The sequence below is a fragment of the Butyricicoccus sp. AF35-5AC genome (assembly GCF_003477715.1).
Taxonomy (GTDB): Bacteria; Bacillota; Clostridia; order Oscillospirales; family Butyricicoccaceae; genus Agathobaculum; species Agathobaculum butyriciproducens.
In genome coordinates this window covers 98,634-117,610 of record NZ_QUDX01000007.1, presented here as the reverse complement: position 1 = coordinate 117,610, position 18,977 = coordinate 98,634, and the positions used below count along the sequence as shown (strand labels likewise).

The window sequence follows — 18,977 nt, the reverse complement described above, 5'->3', positions numbered from 1 at the left end:
TTTCATCATGTTTTGCACGACCAGTTTCTTAAGGCAATACCGCATAATTGAACAAGAGCGATTTGCGAATAAATTTTGCGTACTGATGAGGCGCGGTTTCGCAGCAATACTTGCCGTATTGCAAGAAATCGCAACAAAATCAGAATACAAAATTTCCGCAAAGCGCCGCTGCTTTAATTGTGCGGTGTTGCCTTAAATTCTGGCGTGTCCCGTTTATTCATTTTTCCTCTTGGCATAATAAATCACTCCATCTGTTAGATAGTATATCATACTGTCTAACAAATGGGGGTGCAGTTCAACATATGTCACTCTTCTTTCTCATTCCTCTGCTGCAGTAAATCTGATTCATCGTTGGGTTTTCGATCAAGATCAGCAGGCAGATAATCTATAGCACTCCGAGGCGTAAAAGAACGCAGTATATCGTTTTTTAGGCATGGACGCATTTCCTTAACAGTTTCCCATTGGATATCATCGAACATTTCTTCTCTATCTTCGTCTTCATCTTTTCGGCAATTATTTGTAAACTTATGAACCAGCTTTTTGTAATGTTCAGGCAGCACCCGTTCCTTCCCATACAGCGGGTAATACGGTGCTGAATGAAAGAATAACAATCTTTTCGAGTGGGAAATACAGTTCTTTTATACAGAACCAGATGTTTTACCAGTACATCCTCTACTCTCTCCAGCAAGTGCTCTGACGCTTCACTTATGACAAAAGTTTCATACACATTATCTATTAAAGAGCAGGAGGTATTGTACTTCAGCAGTTCCGCTTTATCGTGCTTATTCCCGTCTCCCTTAACTTTATATATGGCATTTAATACGAACAGCAATGGCAGTACAGGGTAAATATATGGTGTCGAAAAAACTGCGTTACACCTTGTCTTACTGCAAACTGTTCTCTTCTTTACAGGCACACCTTTATACAGTAGTTCGTTATCAAATCGCCGATAGCAATTATTGATATCCTCCGTAATTTTCTTTATTAGTTTTTTCTCATAATCATGCTATTTATCGCTCGTCTCTGAACGGCTCAGCAGATGCACCATATTACTGATCGCCTGAAACAAGTAATCATTTTCATCACGAATTTTAAACAGCAGTTTGTAAGACTTCATGTCAGCTTCATCATCATAGCTACGCATGTTAATTTTTGTAATATCTTCTTCAGTCCCCAAAAAACAAGTCTCGTATAGAGAAACTGAAGCTCATCCGAGTTCAAGTCTTCTCTTTTTCCGGGCTCAGTCAGAAAATCTGTAAGAATACGAAAATTCCTATTTTTGTACCCAGGAAAATTGCTGTTTTCAACGAATTCCGCAAATTCAGTCATCTGCTGTTCAATCTTATGCCGAAGTTTTTTCTTTGACAAATTAACATTTTCAAAATCAAATGCGCTATTACAGAACTTCTCAAACACTATAACCACTGGGCCACTCCACCGCACGATGACAAGAAGGGTAAAACCGGCAAGACCGATCATCGCGACTGCACCGCCGGAATTACCTTCCAGCAATGAGCATGCTCTCTACGAAAAATTTTGGGAGGCCATTCACTGCTCTGTCCGCAAGCAGGTGGAGGAATTCGCCAAAATTCAGTCGCAGTTCAAGGAGGGAAATATTGCTTTCCTCCTTTGCGAGGCAATCGACCACGACGAGTTTGAACTGTGCCGCAAAAAGTCGAACCTCTTCAAACGGAACGGGATCATCCGGAAGGAGGATAAGCACCGAAGACCTGTCGAAGTTGGCATCAAACCGACCGCACTTGTTCAGTTTATCCGTAATCAAAACGGCTATCAGGACTTCTCCAGCCGAAAAATCACCGACTATCTAAAGGATATCGGGGCGTTAACGCTGCAGGAGGAAAAGAGCAACACCTGTCACCTGGGAACAGATAAAAAGGGCCGCATTCTGCCGCGAGTATTGCGGATCGACGTACAAACGCTGCGTGACAACGCCGAGAAGTATGACCTTTTCGAGCAGCAGGCATACGAATAAGCCTATTTTTAGTATAGCCCCTGCGGCATCGAGCCGCAATACAGGCGCGGTTCCGCAGGTGTCTGATACGGCGAAATCCGGTTATCCCGAACTGTCGTATATATAGTATGACAATGGAAAGAATATACAATGCACCCACCATCTACACAAACCAAAGGAGGTCAACCCTTATGTTCAAGCCCACACCCACCTGTCCCCTGCCCGACATCCGCGAGGCACGCATCGACCCGACCCTGCCGGTGAACGAGCGCCTGCGCCTGTTCGCCTCGTCTGTCAGCGACCCACACCGCTTCCGCGTAGGCGACACTGCGGTTGAGGTGCTGTTTGATGACGGCGCACCCAGTCTGCAATCCTGCCTGACCAACCTGTGCAAGCGGCTCCAGTGATGGTAAAAGCCGGATAACCGAAGCGAAGCCTTGCGGCACGCCGTGTGCTGTGATACACTATACGTGCAAAACACAGCCTGCGGCGTGCCGTCCGTTTTTTAGGAGGCACTCAATGGCACGAAAAAGTAAATACGAACCCCAAAAGTTATCCACAGTCCTGTGGAAACCCGCGCTCTATATCCGTCTTTCCCGCGAGGACGGCGACAGCGAGGAGAGCAACAGCATTATCAGTCAGCGCGAGCTGCTGACCGAGTTTGCAGATACGCAAACCGACATGACCGCGTCCCGGCTGTACGTTGATGACGGCTATACCGGCACCGACTTCGACCGGCCGGATTTCCGACGCATGATGCACGACCTGCGCGCCGGCATCGTCAACTGCGTGATCGTCAAGGATCTATCCCGACTGGGACGCAACTACGTCAAGGTCGGCGAGTACCTTGAGCACACGTTTCCGCTGCTGAACGTGCGGTTCATCGCGCTGAGCGAGCGCATCGACAGCGTTGCCGACCCGCGCTCGGCGGACAGCCTGATCGTGCCGTTCCGCAACATCCTCAATGACGAGTACGCGCACGATATCTCCAATAAAGTCCGCGCTTCGCTTGACCTGAAGCGCCGCCAGGGCAAATTCATCGGCTCGTTCGCGTCCTACGGCTACCGCAAAGACCCGAACGACCACAGTCGGCTGCTGATTGACGAGCCGGCTGCCGCCGTTGTCCGCGATATTTTCAACTGGTTTCTCGCCGGAACAAGCGTACTCGGTATTGCCAAAAAGCTGAATGCTAAGAGCATTCCGAATCCATCTGCCTACAAACGGCAGCAGGGCATGAACTACCGCCATCCGGCCTCGGACAAGCTGAACGATCTGTGGCCGGACAGTTCGGTTCGCCGTATCCTGCGCAATCCTCTCTATACCGGCACTATGGTGCAGGGCAAAAACCGCATGAAAAGCTATAAGCTGCATGTCAGCGAGGCCGTGCCCGAGGAGGACTGGATCACTGTCGAGCAGACACACGAGGCTATCATCTCAAGCGAGCTGTTCGCCAAAGCGCAATCCCTGTTCGCCCGTGATACGCGCACCTCACCAACACAGCCCAAAGTCTACCTGTTCTCCGGTTTTCTTCGCTGCGCGGACTGCGGCAAGGCAATGAACCGAAAGCTGATTTCCCAGCCGCATCGCGACTATTACTACTATATCTGCTCGACATTCAAAAAGCAGCACAGCGGCGCCTGCACGAAGCATACCATCCGCAGCGACCGGCTGGAGCAGGCCGTACTCGAAACGCTCCGCAGCCAGATTGCTCTGGCGGTCGAGATGGATGAGCTGATTGCCGAGATCAACCGCAGCGGCACGCGAAACCGTTCCGTTAAGCCTCTGCTTGACGAGCGGGCACAGCTTGAAACCGAGCGCGAACGCATCGAGCAGATGAAGCTGTCCCTGTATCCGGACTGGAAAGCCGGAGATATTTCGCGTGAGGAATACCATCGGCTGAAAGAGCAGTTTGAGCAGCAGCAGGCCAAACTGGACACACGTCTTGCGTCCCTGCAAGCACGTATTGACGAGGTGCAGAGCGGCGTGGACGAAACCAATTCGTTTGTATCACAATTCGTAAAATATCGCAATCTGCCCAGTCTAACGCGCGAAGTCGTAGTCGAACTGATTGACATGATTTATGTGCATGAGGGCGGAAAAATCACGATAAAGTTTAAGTTTTCGGACGCCTATGCAGTCGCACAGGAGTATATCCGCAAGCATGGTCAGACCGCATAAGGCACATAGTCCTAAAATAACATCTTCCCCCGCTGCTGCCGACACCCTTTCCGCACTGCTGGAGGATTTGGGTGCCGAGCCGCGGGACTTTGACTGCATCGTCACCGGCGACCTCGGTCACATCGGTGCGGACCTGCTGCTGACGCTGCTGCGCGGCGACAGCATCGACCTGTCCCCGGTCTACTCGGACTGCGGCAGCCTGATTTTCGGCGACGAGCAGGACGCGCATGCAGGCGGCTCAGGCTGCGGCTGCTCAGCGGCAGTTCTCTGCGGACCGCTGCTGCGCGATATGCATCGCGGCAAAATCCACCGGCTGGTGTTTGCGGGCACGGGTGCGATGATGAGTCCGACCTCGGTGCAGCAGGGACAGCCGATTGCGGGTATCTGTCACGCCGTTGTACTGGAAAGGAGCGAAGCATGAACTATCTGAACGCTTTCTGGGTCGGCGGACTGATCTGTGCGCTGTGTCAGGTGCTGATTGACAAAACCAAGCTGACACCGGCGCGTGTGCTCGTTTCGCTGGTGGTGCTCGGTGTTATCCTGCAGGGGCTCGGCTGGTATCAGGCAGTCGTGGACTACGCAGGTGCAGGCGCGACTGTGCCGCTGCTCGGCTTCGGATACTCGCTGGCGAAAGGCGTCGCCAAAGCAGTTGCGGAGAACGGTCTGCTCGGCGTGTTCACCGGCGGCGTGACCGGTGCGGCAGGCGGTATTGCCGCCGCGATCGTGTTCGGCTGTCTGTTCGCGCTGCTGTCCAAACCGCAATCGAAGTCGTAAAAAATAACACTCCCGCTCGGAATCCACCTTCCGAACGGGAGCGTTTTTGCAGCCAATTCTTTCTTTATCCGATCACGCAGATCACGGTCATTACCATGGCGCATACCACCGCAGCCGCGCTGACAGTGCGTACCTTGCCTACCACGCCATCGGCCTGCTGCCGGTCTTCACTCAACAGCCATGCCGGTCGGAAATAGAACAAGATACCGAGAACGAACAATACGCCTATGCTGACCCAGTCATAGATTTGCATTTTCAATGCCCCATTTCTTCATTTCCGTAACCCAATACTCTCTCTTCATTTCTCTCTCCTGCTTTCGTCTACCGAAAGCTGCGGCACTAACCGACCGGCTGCAATCCGTCGGCATCTGCCGCTCGCGCACCTGCGTCTGTATACGCGGTGCGGACCTGCTCATCGCCTGTCTCTGCAGGTGATTCTTTTTTATCAGGTTGATATTATTTTATCACACCCTGCTGTAAATCTCAATGTTTCTGCGGCTTTACAAAACACTTTCTCCGATTTAACCAATTTCTTTTTTGTGTTTTTGGCAGGAACCCTTTATTTTTGTGCACTTTATCTGTATCTATCTCCTTGCTTTATTGCATATTTTCGAGTATACTAGGAAAGACGAACTTTATCCCGCAATTGGGAAGGAGGAACTTTTTCAAATGCTGTACTCCAAAAACAAAAAACGCGGCTTCACGCTCGTGGAGCTGATCGTTGTGCTGGTGATCTTGGCGATCCTCGCGGCGCTGCTCATTCCGGCACTGACAGGATATATTGATAAGGCGAAAAAAGATCAGGTCATCGCGGAGACCCGCATGCTGCATGAAGCCGTGCAGACGGAGATGTCCGAACTATATGGTTCTTCAAATTGGAAACTTAATTCCTACACCACACTTGCAAACAGTACAGGTACAGTAATTGGTAACAATTCTAATGGTAATCCTAATAGTTATGATTTGAAAGCCAACTACGATAAAATTGCAAAACTTTCCGAAGTACCTTGTCTGCAGAAAGGCGGTTCTGGACAATTTCTCGTTCTTATCAATAGTAAGGCACAAATCCACGCGATTATTTATCACTCCGACCGTGGCTATCTCGGTCTTTACTTTAGTGATACCAACCAATATAGTGCCTATAAAATTGGCGAAACCGCTGAAGGCGGTAAAATAAGTGATAACATGTTCCGTTCTTATTATAGTTCGGTTTATTATAATGCCGCCGTTGATGCCGTGCCCGACTCCAACGGCAATTACAACGACAAGAACTATTATTGGTGGTCTTGCACCGGCATCCGCGGTATGCTGAACATCAGCGAACTTGTTTTCCCATCATAACAAAATCCCCGCCACTCGGCGGGGATTTCTTTTACCATATGATATTATGCCTCAAACCCATCCGGGAACACAACGGTCAGCACCCACTTGAACGCCTCTTCGCCGTAAACGGCGTGCGGCACCTTTGCGGGCATGACCAGCGTTTCGCCAGCCTTGACGATATGCGGCACACCGCCGACCGTAAAGCGTCCGGTGCCCTCGAGCACGGTCACCATTGCGTCGCCGGTGGAGTCGTGCGTGCCGATCTCCTCGCCCTTGTCAAACGCGAACAGCGTAATGCTGACCGCCTTGTTCTGCGCCAGTGTCTTGCTGACCACCTGTCCCGACTGAACGGAAACCAGCTCGGCGAGCCTTACAACGCTCTCGTGGTCGATATTGCGGATGAACTTGTCCATAGCTTCTCCTCTTTCCTGTCGTTTGCTTTATGCGGACAGTATACCACGCCAAGCCGCCGATTTCTGTTGTCCGCACAACATTTACAGAAAAATCGAATTTTCCTTGCGCGCTTCGGTGCGGAATTGCTCGAGCATGGCCGTGTGCGACAGGAAATCCGGATCATCAAATTTCTTTGCACCGCTCGGGCAGTAAGTCGTGCAGGCACAGCATTTAATACAGGTGCCCGGAATATTAGACGGGTCGTTCGGGTCAATCGCACCCATCGGGCAGATTTCCGCGCACAGACCGCAGTGCTCACACAGCATCATCATCGTGCTCGGCTTGGCCTTCAGGAACTTTGCGGGCGTTTTGTCGGTCTTGAGCGGCGTGTAGTAGGCTGCCTGCGCGTCACCCGGCACCTTCGGCGGCTTGATCTCTCCCTCGCTTCTCAGCTTGAGCGCCGCACCCTGAGCCAGCATACGCAGCTCACTGAGGTCAGCCGCGTCCGGACGGTCTGCCGCCAGCTTGTCCGAGAATACATGTCGGCACAAAAAAGCGCCGCCTGCCGCCGGTTTGAAGTTGTTTTTTGTCAGCAGCTCGCACATTTCGGCAAGCGCGTTATCATACGCTCTGCCGCCGTAGGTGACAAGCGCCACCGCCGGTGTACCCTCACCGTGCAGGCAGCGAGCAAAGTCCGGCGAAATCTTGTTCGGCAGCCGACCGGCATACACCGGACAGCCGAATACGACCAACTCATCCGGGGCAAACTGATACTCCTGCGCACGGTCAGACGGCGTGTTGAGCGATATGTACCGGCACTCAGCCTTAAACAGACGCGCCAGTTCATCCGCCGTTGTTTCAACAACGGTCTTTGTGCTTCCTGCCGGACTGAAATACACACCCGTAACTTTTTTGATATCCATATCCTTTTCGTCCTCCGCTTTACGCTTATTCTACAATTTCAATACGGAATACGTTGATCGTGTCCACATCGGGGCAGCAAAACACCGCCGTGCCGTCCTCCTGCCCGGGAAGATGGCCGCCGTAACGCAGAATGTCGATGTATGGGAACGCAACGTGCATCGCCATCGGGCAAAGCTGCCCGCGCTCGGTGTCGAAGTCGAAGCTGTCGCCGATTTTGTGCCCGCGGTGGCAGCCGTGCTTGCCTTTTCGATCGATCAGCGTAATTTTGATCTTGGGTCTGCTCATCTGCGCCACGGCTCCTCACCCTGATGCAGAATTTCCATCTGGCACAGACGCATCGCGTTCAGCGCGGTATCGTGCGACTCCGGCGTGACGCACGCGCACAGTGCCGCGTCGATTACGATGTTTGCCTCCGGGAATGCTGCCTTGCACAGCATGGCGTTGGAAATCACGCAAATACCAGTGCATACGCCGACAAATTCGATCTCCTCCGGCGGCTCGTGCAGAGCGTGCAGCGCGTCCACAAGCGACACCGCGCCGAAGGTCGGCTTGCAGATGATGCGGGACGCCGGAATGCCATCCACAGCGGCAGCAATGGCATCGTCCAGCGCATGGCCTTCCGTTCCTTCGATGCAGTGCGGCACCGGCAGATGACGCCCTTCGTTTGTCTCCATGTAGTTCGGCTGGTGGGTGTCCAGCGTGACAAACAGGTTCTCACGCGGTGTATTTTTTGCCTTCTCTGCCACATAGGGCACGATAGCGCGCGCTTCAGCCGTACCGAGAGGGCCGCTGATAAAATCCTTCTGCATATCCACTACGATAAGAATTTTCATAAATGACGGTTCTCCTTTGTGTAGTGGTTATAGTATAGCACCTTTTGCGGGGTTTTCAAACGAAAATTGCGTGAACAGCGGCACGCGCTGTCCGAGGCACGCGACCCGCGAAGCGATACGTTCCCTCTGGGCGAGTATTTCTCAGCACCCGCTGTCCGGTGTGCCCGAAACGCGCAGGCGGTTCGCCTATCTGAGCGAGGTGTTGCGCCGTCCGGCGCGGGGACAAAAAGGAAGGGACACCCATGGTTTCCCTTCCTCTTTGAACTCCTGCCTTTCCTTCAGAGGGCTTGGGTGCAGATGGTAGACTGCGTAAGCGTGGAAAAAGAGTCCGGCAGAGGATTTTTTCTTCCGCGTGGTATCCTCACATTCGCATTTCGGATAATTTACTGCTACACATACCGGCTATTCTACGCAGAGCGCGGCACAAGGTGAATTGCCCGAAGGGCAAGAGAGGGTACTCTGGAGTATGACATGCCGCGCAAACCGTTTTCTGGTGCAAATTGGCTACAACCGCAGGATTTAGATAATCTGCACAGGTAAAAACGTTGCGCGGCACTGTCATGCCGCGCCTGTGTTAATTTTACCGCCTGTGTAGCAGTACGGCAGCCGAAATGCGAAACGGTGTTATACCACGCGGAAGAAAAAATCCTCTGCCGTTCCCCTTTTTCCACGCTTACGCGGTCTACCATCTGCACCCAAGCTACACCGCAAGGGAAACGGGTGTTCAAAGAGGGTAGAAACCGTAGGTGTCTACCCTTTTTGTTCCCGCGCCGGACGGCGCACGTTCCCCGCACGCCGCAGCGTGCGAAATCTCTCACCCAGAAATGGCGAACCTCTTCACCCGATGAAATCCTCCACCCGGTCTGCCGCCCTGTGCATCGCATGCTCCGCCTTATGCGCCGCGTGCTTGGCATTCCGCCGCATCGACGGATTGAGCATCGCGCCGGCCGCTACCATCGAAACCACCGCGCCTGCCATCGCTCCGGTTGCAATGCCGGAAACAAAAGGTGAAATTCGCATAAAAGATCTACCGCCTTTCATAAAGTTTATAGAATCAGTATGCCCGCTCGTCCCTCAAATTTTACACAGCAAAAAAATGCTTGTTTGGCACAATCGACTATTTACAATCGCATGTTCATATTATATAATATATCTAACAATCCGCCTTTAAGGTGCGGCCCGTGAGCCGCGCAAGGCAGAAAACAGTGCATACGCCGTCAGCCGTAAGACAAGGGGGACAGGTGTAGTATTTCGTGCGGCTTTCTGCTAATTGTTGTGGCGGAGAGTCATTTTTTTGCATTTTTGAAGGGAGGCGGCAGATTGACCGAACCGAAGATCATACTCGATCAGGATGGCATTCGCCGTGCACTGACCCGCATCGCGTTCGAAATCGTGGAAAAAAACAAGGGCGCGGAGCACCTGCTGCTCGCCGGTGTGAAAACACGCGGTATCTATCTGGCACAGCGCATTGCTGCCAAGCTGGGCGAGGTTGAAGGCACGGCACCTCCTGTGCTCGAGCTGGACGTTACGCCGTGGCGCGATGACGTGCCGCGCATGGACGCTCCTCTGCCCGATCTCGATCCGCGCATTGCAGGCGCGACCGTCATCATCGTGGACGATGTGCTGTACACCGGACGCACCGTGCGTGCCGCCATCGAAGCCATCTCTCACCGAGGACGCGCCGAGCGCATACAGCTGGCTGTGCTGGTCGACCGCGGTCACCGCGAACTGCCGCTGCGGCCGGATTATATCGGCAAAAACCTGCCTACCGCGCGTGATGAACGCGTTTTTGTCCGCCTGACCGAAGTGGACGGCGAAGACAGTGTAAACATACAAGCTCGCAATCCGTAAAACAACATCGCACCTGAGAAAGGAAGAACCGAATGTCTATCCAAACCTTAGTAGAAAAGATCAAGGAAAAAGGCAACCCGACCGTAGCCGGCCTGGACGCTCGACTGGAGTACATCCCGCAGCATATTTCGGGACGCAACATGATGCTGCACGGCGAAACGCTGCGTGCTGCCGCTGAGAGCGTCGTAGCCTTCAACTGCGGCCTGATCGACGCACTGTGCGACATTGTTCCGGCCGTAAAGCCGCAGGCTGCGTATTACGAGCTGCTCGGCTCCTACGGTGCGATGGCGCTCAAGGAGACCATCGACTACGCACACGCCAAGGGCATGTACGTTATCGGCGATATCAAGCGCAACGACATCGGCGCTACCGCGACCGCTTACGCAGAGGCTTACCTCGGCAAGACCCGCGTCGGCGATACCGAGATCGCACCATACGGCTGCGATTCGGTTACCGTAAACGGCTATCTCGGCACCGACGGCGTAGAGCCGTTCCTCAAGGAGTGCCGCAGCCGCGAGAAGAGCCTGTTTATGCTGGTCAAGACCTCTAACCCGTCCTCCGGCGAACTGCAGAACCGCGACATGGAGGGCAAGCCGCTCTACGCCCGCATGGCCGAGATGGTAGCAAAGTGGGGCGAGGGGCTGGATACGCCGTGCGGCTACAACCAGATCGGTGCCGTAGTCGGCGCAACCTACCCGGAGGAACAGAAGATCATCCGTGAGCTGCTGCCGAAGTCCTACTTCCTCGTACCGGGCTACGGCGCGCAGGGCGCAACCGCAAAGGACATCGCAAATGCATTCAACGACGACGGTCTCGGTGCTATCGTAAACTCCTCCCGCGGCATCATGTGCGCATGGAAGAAGACCGGCAATAACGGCGAGGACTATAAGGAAGCCGCCCGCGCAGAAGCTATCCGGATGCGCGACGACATCGTAGCGGCGATTAAATAATATAAACCGCGCCATCGGCGCGCATTAAAATAGAATTTGCCTTGCAAATTCATAAAAACCTGGAGCACGTATCAAGGTTTTTATACAAGTACGGAGCAAAGTTTCGCTCGTCGGAACTTTGTGCAGTTCTGGACATATCCGCGCTTTCAGCGCGGTATGTCCCCTCGATTGAAACCGTGGTTTCAATCGAAGAATTAAGGAGCGTGTGGATATAGTGAAAAAAGCATACTTACTGCTGGCGGACGGCACTCTGTTCGAGGGTACCGCAGTCGGCTACGAAGGACAGAGCATCGGTGAGGTCGTATTCAACACCGGCATGGCAGGCTATCAGGAGGTTCTGACCGACCCGTCCTACTACGGTCAGGTCGTTACCATGACCTACCCGCTCGTCGGCAACTACGGCATCAACTTTGAGGATTATGAGTCCCGCAAAAGCTGGGTTTCCGGCTTTATCATGCGCGAGATGTGCGAATACCCGTCCAACTGGCGCTGCAAGGTAACGCTCGACGAGTACCTCAAGGCACAGAAGGTCGTTGGCCTTGCCGGCATCGATACCCGCCGACTGACCCGCAAGCTGCGCGGCGAAGGCGTTATGAACGGCGTTATTTACACCGAGGGCTTCGAGCCGGATGAGCAGACCATTGCGGAAATGAAGGCTTACGTTGTAAAGGATGCGGTTAAGACCGTAACCTGCGACGAGAATATCGTTTATCCCGCTGACGGTGAGACCAAGTACCGCATTGCCCTGTTCGATTACGGCGTAAAGTACAACATTGAGCGCGAACTGTGCAAGCGCGGCTGCGAAGTCACCGTTGTTCCGGCGTACACCAAGCCGGAGGAGGTTATCGGCAAGTACGACGGCGTGATGCTGTCCAACGGCCCCGGCGATCCGGCGGAGAACGTTGAGATCGTGGCAAACCTCAAGGAGCTGCTGAAGTCCGACATGCCGATCTTCGGCATCTGCCTCGGCCACCAGCTGCTGGCACTGGCTATCGACGCAAAGACCACCAAGCTGAAGTACGGCCACCGCGGTGTCAACCATCCGGTAAAGGACATCGACGCGGACCGCACCTACATCACCTCGCAGAACCACGGCTATGCCGTTGTAGGCGAGTCGGTTGACCCGCAGATTGCCCGCGTGCGCTATGTCAACCTGAACGACGGCACCGTTGAGGGTCTCGAGCACATCGACCGTCCGGTATTCACCGTTCAGTATCACCCGGAGGTATGCCCGGGCCCGATGGATACCTCGTATCTGTTTGATAAGTTCATCGAAAATATTGAAAAGTCGAAAGGAGGCGCTCAGTAATGCCGCTGCGCAAGGATATTCATAAGGTAATGGTACTGGGCTCCGGCCCGATCGTTATCGGTCAGGCTGCTGAGTTCGACTATGCAGGCACGCAGGCGTGCCGCGCACTGCGCGAGGAGGGTCTGGAGGTTGTTCTGGTAAACTCCAACCCGGCAACCATCATGACCGACAAGGCTATGGCGGACAAGGTTTACATCGAGCCGATGACCGTCGAAGCCGTTCAGGAGATCATCAAAAAGGAACATCCGGACTCTCTGCTGCCCAACCTCGGCGGTCAGACCGGTCTGAACCTCGCCATGGAGCTGTGCGAGAACGGTTTCCTCAATAAAATGGGCGTAAAGCTGCTCGGCGCTAATCCGACCACCATCGCAAAGGCAGAGGATCGCCAGATGTTCAAGGACACTATGGAGAAGATCGGCGAGCCGATCATTGCCTCCAAGGTTGTTCACTCGGTTGAGGATGCGGTTGATTTCACCCGTGAGATCGGTCTGCCGGTCATCATCCGTCCGGCGTACACGCTCGGCGGTACCGGCGGCGGCATCGCCTACACCTGGGAGCAGCTGCGCGAAATTGCGGCCTCCGGCATCATGTACTCGCGTGTTGACGAGATTCTGGTCGAGAAGTGCATCGCAGGCTGGAAGGAAATCGAGTACGAGGTAATGCGCGACCACAAGGGCAACGCCATCACCATCTGTAACATGGAGAACATCGACCCGGTCGGCGTACACACCGGCGACTCTGTTGTAGTTGCGCCGTCGCAGACCCTGTGCGACAAGGAATATCAGATGCTCCGTACCTCCGCACTCAACATCATCACCGAGCTGGGCATCGAGGGCGGCTGCAATGTGCAGTACGCACTCAATCCGGAATCCTTCGAGTACGCCGTAATCGAGGTAAACCCGCGTGTTTCCCGTTCCTCTGCACTGGCTTCCAAGGCAACCGGCTACCCGATTGCAAAGGTAACCGCAAAGATCGCCGTCGGCTACGGTCTGGATGAGATCTCCAACGCCGTTACCGGCAAGACCAAGGCATGCTTCGAGCCGACCCTCGACTACTGCGTTGTCAAGTTCCCGCGCTGGCCGTTTGACAAGTTCGTTTACGCGGACAACACCCTCGGCACCCAGATGAAGGCCACCGGCGAGGTTATGGCCATCGACAACAGCTTTGAGGGCGCACTGATGAAGGCTGTCCGCGGCTGTGAGATCAAGCTGGACAGCATGATCGCCCCGCACATCCAGAAGCAGTCTGACGCCGAGATTAAGAAGGGCGTGGCACGCACAGACGATCAGCGTCTGTTCCACATCTGCGAGGCGCTGCGCCGCGGCATCATGACCATTGAGGAGATTCACGACATCACCACGATGGACGTGTTCTTCCTGCACAAGTTCCAGAACATCATCGACATGGAGAAGGAACTGGCTGCAGCTGACAAGATCGACTCCGATCTGTACATCCGCGCCAAGAAGATGGGCTTCCTCGACAAGACCATCGAGCAGCTGTCCGGCAAGGACATTTCGGATGTTAAGCGTCTGCCGGTATACAAGATGGTTGATACCTGCGCCGCCGAGTTCGAGGCAGAGACCCCGTATTACTACTCCACCTATGATGAGGAGACCGAGGTTGCACCTCCGTCCGGCAAGAAGAAGGTTCTGGTACTTGGTTCCGGCCCGATCCGAATCGGTCAGGGCATCGAGTTCGACTACTGCTCGGTTCACGCTGTCTGGGCACTGCAGAAGCTCGGCTGCGAGACCGTTATCATCAACAACAACCCGGAGACTGTTTCCACTGACTTTGATACCGCTGACCGTCTGTACTTCGAGCCGCTGACGCCCGAGGACGTTACCGGTGTTGTTGAGGCAGAGAAGCCGGATTATGCAATCGTACAGTTCGGCGGTCAGACCGCCATCAACCTTGCGGCGCACCTTGAGAAGCTCGGTGTTCCGATCCTCGGCACGCCGGCATGGTCGATCGACGCCGCTGAGGACCGTGAAAAGTTCGACGTTATCCTCGAAAAGTGCGGTATCCCGCGTCCGGCAGGCCATACGGTTATGACCGAGGAAGAGGCTGTCAAGGCAGCCGACGAGCTTGGCTATCCGGTTCTCGTTCGTCCGTCCTACGTTCTGGGCGGTCAGGGCATGGAAATTGCCTACAAGGAAGCCGATGTCCGCGAGTTCATGCAGGTTATCACCCGCAACAAGGTTGAGAACCCGGTTCTGGTCGATAAGTACATGATGGGCCGCGAGATTGAGGTCGATGCCATCTGCGACGGCGACGACATCCTCATCCCGGGTATCATGGAGCACTTCGAGCGCGCAGGCGTTCACTCCGGCGACTCCATTTCCATCTATCCGTCCATCAACATCGAGCAGAAGCACAAGGACACCCTCGTTAAGTATACCGAATCTCTGGCAAAGAACCTCGCTGTTCTCGGTCTGGTCAACATCCAGTTCGTGCTGTACAACGATCAGATTTACGTTATCGAGGTAAACCCGCGTTCGTCCCGTACCGTGCCGTACATCTCCAAGGTTACCGGCGTGCCGATGGTCGATCTGGCTACCCGCTGCATGTTCGGTGAAAAGCTGAAGGACATGGGCTGCGGCACCGGTCTGCATCCGGAAAGCGACCACTATGCGGTCAAGGTTCCGGTATTCTCGTTCCAGAAGCTGCGTGATCTGGATACCCAGCTTGGTCCTGAGATGAAGTCCACCGGCGAGGTTCTGGGCGTTGCGAAGACCTTCCGTGAGGCACTGCTCAAGGGTCTGACCGGCGCAGGCTTCCAGATGAAGAAGAAGGGCGCTGTCCTGATCTCGGTCCGTGATTCGGACAAGCAGGAGGCTATCCGCATCGGTGAGCGCTTCGAAGCTCTCGGCTTTGATATTTACGCCACCAGCGGCACTGCGAACGTGCTCAACCGTCACATGGTCGCCACTAACGCCATCCGCAACGTGGACGAGCCCTCCCCGAACATCATCGACTTGATCGAGTCCGGCAAGATTGACTACGTTGTTGCTACCTCGGTCAAGGGCCGTCACCCGGAGCTTGGCTCGGTACACATCCGCCGTACCGCGGTAGAGCGTGCAATCCCGTGCCTGACCTCGATGGATACGGTTTCCGCGCTGCTGCGCTGCCTGGAAGGCGATATTAAGATTGAAAACTGCGAAATGGTTGATATCAACACCATCTGATTGCAGTGAAATAAAACAGAAACCCGAAGGGAGGAACTTCGTAAAGAAGTTTCTCCCTTCGGGTTTTGTAATCTGCCGGAATAGATGCGCCGTATGAACAGCATCCGGAAACGCGCAAAGGAAATGGAAAAATCCTTTCAGTCTCTTGTATAGCGTAAGAAAACAGAAACGATGCAGTCAATAAGACTGCACCGTTCCGAAAAATGTTAAATTGAGATGCAAAAGCTGTCTTGGTCATCTTCTTTGTGAATGATGTCCAAAATCGGCTGCTTTTAATTATGCTGTTGTACGAGAAAAATTAGTCCTCGTCGTCGATCTCCAGGTAATCCTCAAGATCCTTGAACAGTGCGGTCGGATCAACATCGTCCTCGAGAACGATCTGAAGCGGCTCGTTCAGGGACAGCAGGAACATACCGAGCAGGCTCTTTGCGTCTACCATACCGCTCTTGCCGTGAATCCAAATATCAAAACCGTAACGGGTTACGATCTTGTTGATCTTCTGAATGTCGTCCGTATTCTTTACACGGATACCTCTGGTCATAATAACTACCTCCTGAGATTGTACTTCGTGAAACCCTTTTATGTTAGTTTCATTATAGCATAAAACAGCAGAAAGAAAAGAGGTTTTTGTAGATTTTCTCATTTTTCAGCGTTTTTCGCTTAACATAAGCACAATTTCTCAGTTGTTTGGGCACTATTCACAGATTATATCCTCTGTGTTTGTGCACAGTGTCGAGTCTCTCGGTCGGATGATTCATGAGAAGCGACAAAAAACTGTGCAGAAAATCATATATTCTGTCAGGCAGAATTTTACTTGCTCAGTGAAGCAGCGTGATCCTGCTGTGACAGGCGGCCTTTCCCTGCGGTATGCCGCAACAGCACGGCGGCGATTACTGCGGTCAGCACTTCCGCGATGGGGAACGCCAGCCACACGCCGGCCGGCAGCAGGCGCGCGAACAGCCATGCCGCCGGCAGTACGAAGATCAGCTGACGCAGCAGCGACACGAGCAGCGACTGCACACCGCCCTCGGTGGCCTGGAACATGCCCTGTATGGCAATGTTTGCACCTGCGAACACAAAGCTGACCGCCAGCACGCGCAGACCGGTCACGCACAGGCCCATCGTGCCTGCGGACAGTGAGAAAATACCTGCCAGCGGCTGCGCCAGAATTTCTACAGCCGCAGTGCAGACCAGCATGAGAACACTGGTATACATCAGACCGCAGCGCACGCCCTCGCGGATGCGTTTCGCGTTTTGCATGCCGTAGCTGAACGACACAATCGGCGTAATCGCGTCACGCAGACCAAATGCCGCGAACAAAACAAACTGCTGAATTTTGTACACAATGCCATAAGCGGTGACATACGAACTGTCCAGACTGCCGAAAATCAGATTGACACAATAATTCATCACGCTCATCGCGCCCTGTGCTATGATGGCCGGTACGCCGATGGAGTAAATCTCGCCGACGATACTGCGGCGCAGGCACAGAGCCTTGCGGCTGAACGGCAGTTCCCTGTTCAACCGGAAATGGAACACGGCCGCCAGAGCCAGAGACGCAATCTGACCGAGCACGGTCGCCCATGCCGCACCTGCCACGCCCAGTTTCGGACAGCCGAGCAGACCGTAGATCATGATCGGGTCAAGCACGATGTTCGTCAGTGCGCCTGCCACCTGTGCGATTGTAGAATAAAGCGAACGGCCGGTCGCCTGCAGGGTTTTCTCAAACACCGAGAAAAACAGAATGCCGAACGATGCCATACAGCAGATGCGCAGGTACTGACTGCCCATCGCCAGAGCGGTCGGGTCGCTCGTCTGCGAGCCGATGTACGCACCCGCACCGAACGCGCCGAACAGCAGGCACACCGCATAAATAATCCCCATGAGCGTCAGCGCATTGCCTGCCGCTGCCCCCGCCTTCTCCCGGTCACCCTGACCGAGTGCGCGTGCGATGAGCGCATTTGCGCCGACACCGGTGCCGATGCCGACGGCGACCATCATCATCTGCACCGGAAACGCAAGTGTCAGCGCGTTGACCGCGATTTCACCGTTTTCCGCCATGTTTGCCACGAAATAGCTGTCCACAATGTTGTAGACCGCCTGCAGCATCATGGATAGTATCATCGGTGTGCCCATCTGCAGCATGAGCCGTCCTACCGGCGCGGTCGCCATTCGTTTTTCTGCCTTGTTCCGATCCATATCGAAACCTCCTGATTGGATTTTCGGAGTCTTTACGGAAAGCTGCCACAACCTGTCTTTTGCACAAAAGAAAAAGTGCGTAAATCCATCTGGATTTACGCACTTCTGCTACTCGACTGCTTTATTTTATCAGCGTTTTTCGCACTTGTCAAGCGGTTAGACCGGATACTTCCGAAAGATTCCGGGTGCAACGCCAACGTTCTTGCGGAAGCTGTGAATGAAATTCTCCTCGCTGTTGTAGCCGGTCGCGTAGGCGATTTCCTTGACCGACAATTCGGTGGAGGCCAGCATATACTTCGCCTTGTCGATGCGGCGCAGCACGATATACTCATATGGCGAATAGCCGGTCCGCGCCTTGAACTGCCGTGAGAAATGCGACGGACTCAGGCTGATGGCTGCTGCCGCGTCCTGCACGCCGATCGGCTCGAACAAATGCCGGTTCATATAGCGGATGGCCTGTGCAATACGGTCGCCGCCTGCGGTGCTCTCGGTGGTCTCATCCAGCAGGAGCAGACACAGCAGTCGGTGGATCAGCTGTGAGCACCGTGCCTCGCTCAACCGCGCGTCCTCGGCGCAGGCGCTCCGCAGAGAATCCAGCATTTGCGCAATCTCTGCCGGTGCGGCCGGCGAAAATGCCCTGCGGCCGCGTGCCTGCAGGATTTTCTGATAGAATGCGCGGGCATTCAGGCCGTTGAACAGCAGCCAGGTGAACTCCAGTCCGTCCGAGGCGGCATAGCTGTATGGCTCACGGCAGTCGAACAGCACGATCTGTCCGGCTCCGGCGATGGCAGGCGTACCGTTCAGCGTCAGCTCCATTGCGCCATCATGCACAAAAAACAGCATGATATTTTGGTTGTGGTCACCCTGCAGGGCGATTTCCGACCGGTGATTGAAGGAATACCGGCTGCTGCAAAAATAATGCCCGAGCCGCGTCGGGTAATAAAAAAGCTCCTTTGCAAGCGAAGACGGCGTGAAAAAGTACCGTTCCGAGGTCTGATGGACACCTAATTCGGGAATCAGCATAGCGGTCACTCTCCTTGTCTCTATCCTACCAGAAGTATCCGTTTGATGCAATAGCGAATAGCA

General features: G+C 54.1%; 21 protein-coding genes. 10 read left to right on the top strand and 11 right to left on the bottom strand.

Annotated features, from left to right (window positions below; all coding sequences use genetic code 11):
* Positions 1–305: 305 nt before the first annotated feature.
* Positions 306–560, bottom strand: a complete 255-nt coding sequence (locus DWZ82_RS10385) for a hypothetical protein (RefSeq protein WP_118480673.1) — start codon at positions 558–560, stop codon at positions 306–308.
* A 446-nt stretch (positions 561–1,006) separates the two neighbouring features.
* Positions 1,007–1,177, bottom strand: a complete 171-nt coding sequence (locus DWZ82_RS15175) for a hypothetical protein (protein WP_158575191.1) — start codon at positions 1,175–1,177, stop codon at positions 1,007–1,009.
* A 267-nt stretch (positions 1,178–1,444) separates the two neighbouring features.
* Between DWZ82_RS15175 and DWZ82_RS10375 the strand changes: the two genes are divergently transcribed.
* From DWZ82_RS10375 to spoVAE, 5 genes are all read left to right on the top strand, one after another.
* Positions 1,445–1,993 (top strand): hypothetical protein, encoded by a 549-nt coding sequence (locus DWZ82_RS10375; protein WP_147356926.1) that lies wholly within the window; start codon positions 1,445–1,447, stop codon positions 1,991–1,993.
* Between the two features lie 170 nt (positions 1,994–2,163).
* On the top strand, positions 2,164–2,379 hold the full coding sequence (locus tag DWZ82_RS10370; protein WP_118480667.1) for a DUF6870 family protein: 216 nt from the start codon (positions 2,164–2,166) through the stop codon (positions 2,377–2,379).
* A gap of 112 nt (positions 2,380–2,491) precedes the next feature.
* A complete protein-coding gene (locus DWZ82_RS10365; RefSeq protein WP_118480665.1) occupies positions 2,492–4,150 on the top strand; it encodes a recombinase family protein in 1,659 nt (552 codons plus the stop codon).
* Entirely contained in the window at positions 4,134–4,571 is a 438-nt protein-coding gene (locus DWZ82_RS10360) for a hypothetical protein (protein ID WP_243022721.1), read from the top strand. Before DWZ82_RS10365 ends, DWZ82_RS10360 begins: the two co-directional genes overlap by 17 nt.
* A complete protein-coding gene (gene spoVAE / locus DWZ82_RS10355; RefSeq protein ID WP_117751827.1) occupies positions 4,568–4,924 on the top strand; it encodes a stage V sporulation protein AE in 357 nt (118 codons plus the stop codon). The genes DWZ82_RS10360 and spoVAE overlap by 4 nt, the downstream gene beginning before the upstream one ends.
* 64 nt (positions 4,925–4,988) lie before the next feature.
* On the opposite strand, the gene DWZ82_RS10350 is transcribed toward spoVAE, so the two are convergent.
* The gene (locus DWZ82_RS10350) at positions 4,989–5,183 is read right to left on the bottom strand and encodes a hypothetical protein (protein ID WP_118564388.1); all 195 of its coding nucleotides are present in this window, start codon (positions 5,181–5,183) and stop codon (positions 4,989–4,991) included.
* A 410-nt stretch (positions 5,184–5,593) separates the two neighbouring features.
* Here DWZ82_RS10350 and DWZ82_RS10345 point away from each other — a divergent pair, with 410 nt between their 5' ends.
* Positions 5,594–6,265: a prepilin-type N-terminal cleavage/methylation domain-containing protein gene (locus tag DWZ82_RS10345; RefSeq protein WP_118480661.1), complete on the top strand. Its 672-nt coding sequence runs from the start codon at positions 5,594–5,596 to the stop codon at positions 6,263–6,265.
* 44 nt (positions 6,266–6,309) lie between these two features.
* Here the strand turns inward: DWZ82_RS10345 and DWZ82_RS10340 are convergent, their stop codons facing one another.
* From DWZ82_RS10340 to DWZ82_RS10320, 5 genes are all read right to left on the bottom strand, one after another.
* The gene (locus DWZ82_RS10340) at positions 6,310–6,660 is read right to left on the bottom strand and encodes a cupin domain-containing protein (RefSeq protein WP_117489259.1); all 351 of its coding nucleotides are present in this window, start codon (positions 6,658–6,660) and stop codon (positions 6,310–6,312) included.
* An 81-nt stretch (positions 6,661–6,741) separates the two neighbouring features.
* Complete coding sequence (locus DWZ82_RS10335; RefSeq protein WP_118480659.1) at positions 6,742–7,563, bottom strand: 4Fe-4S binding protein; 822 nt, start codon at positions 7,561–7,563, stop codon at positions 6,742–6,744.
* 25 nt (positions 7,564–7,588) lie between these two features.
* Positions 7,589–7,849 (bottom strand): TIGR04076 family protein, encoded by a 261-nt coding sequence (locus DWZ82_RS10330; RefSeq protein WP_117489263.1) that lies wholly within the window; start codon positions 7,847–7,849, stop codon positions 7,589–7,591.
* The gene (locus DWZ82_RS10325; RefSeq protein ID WP_118480657.1) at positions 7,846–8,397 is read right to left on the bottom strand and encodes a cysteine hydrolase family protein; all 552 of its coding nucleotides are present in this window, start codon (positions 8,395–8,397) and stop codon (positions 7,846–7,848) included. Before DWZ82_RS10325 ends, DWZ82_RS10330 begins: the two co-directional genes overlap by 4 nt.
* Before the next feature lie 837 nt (positions 8,398–9,234).
* Positions 9,235–9,417 (bottom strand): hypothetical protein, encoded by a 183-nt coding sequence (locus tag DWZ82_RS10320; RefSeq protein ID WP_110435910.1) that lies wholly within the window; start codon positions 9,415–9,417, stop codon positions 9,235–9,237.
* Positions 9,418–9,717: 300 nt separating this feature from the next.
* Here DWZ82_RS10320 and pyrR point away from each other — a divergent pair, with 300 nt between their 5' ends.
* The 4 genes from pyrR (at position 9,718) to carB (ending at position 15,692) form a co-directional block, all read left to right on the top strand.
* The gene (gene pyrR, locus DWZ82_RS10315; RefSeq protein WP_118361225.1) at positions 9,718–10,248 is read left to right on the top strand and encodes a bifunctional pyr operon transcriptional regulator/uracil phosphoribosyltransferase PyrR; all 531 of its coding nucleotides are present in this window, start codon (positions 9,718–9,720) and stop codon (positions 10,246–10,248) included.
* A gap of 32 nt (positions 10,249–10,280) precedes the next feature.
* Complete coding sequence (gene pyrF / locus DWZ82_RS10310) at positions 10,281–11,198, top strand: orotidine-5'-phosphate decarboxylase (RefSeq protein WP_117489270.1); 918 nt, start codon at positions 10,281–10,283, stop codon at positions 11,196–11,198.
* A gap of 214 nt (positions 11,199–11,412) precedes the next feature.
* The gene (locus DWZ82_RS10305; RefSeq protein WP_118480655.1) at positions 11,413–12,507 is read left to right on the top strand and encodes a carbamoyl phosphate synthase small subunit; all 1,095 of its coding nucleotides are present in this window, start codon (positions 11,413–11,415) and stop codon (positions 12,505–12,507) included.
* Positions 12,507–15,692 (top strand): carbamoyl-phosphate synthase large subunit, encoded by a 3,186-nt coding sequence (gene carB / locus DWZ82_RS10300; protein WP_118480653.1) that lies wholly within the window; start codon positions 12,507–12,509, stop codon positions 15,690–15,692. The genes DWZ82_RS10305 and carB overlap by 1 nt, the downstream gene beginning before the upstream one ends.
* A 298-nt stretch (positions 15,693–15,990) precedes the next feature.
* On the opposite strand, the gene DWZ82_RS10295 is transcribed toward carB, so the two are convergent.
* From DWZ82_RS10295 to DWZ82_RS10285, 3 genes are all read right to left on the bottom strand, one after another.
* The gene (locus tag DWZ82_RS10295; protein ID WP_118361231.1) at positions 15,991–16,233 is read right to left on the bottom strand and encodes an HPr family phosphocarrier protein; all 243 of its coding nucleotides are present in this window, start codon (positions 16,231–16,233) and stop codon (positions 15,991–15,993) included.
* 269 nt (positions 16,234–16,502) lie between these two features.
* Complete coding sequence (locus DWZ82_RS10290; RefSeq protein WP_118480651.1) at positions 16,503–17,891, bottom strand: MATE family efflux transporter; 1,389 nt, start codon at positions 17,889–17,891, stop codon at positions 16,503–16,505.
* 156 nt (positions 17,892–18,047) lie between these two features.
* A complete protein-coding gene (locus DWZ82_RS10285; RefSeq protein ID WP_118480649.1) occupies positions 18,048–18,914 on the bottom strand; it encodes an AraC family transcriptional regulator in 867 nt (288 codons plus the stop codon).
* Positions 18,915–18,977 lie beyond the last annotated feature (63 nt).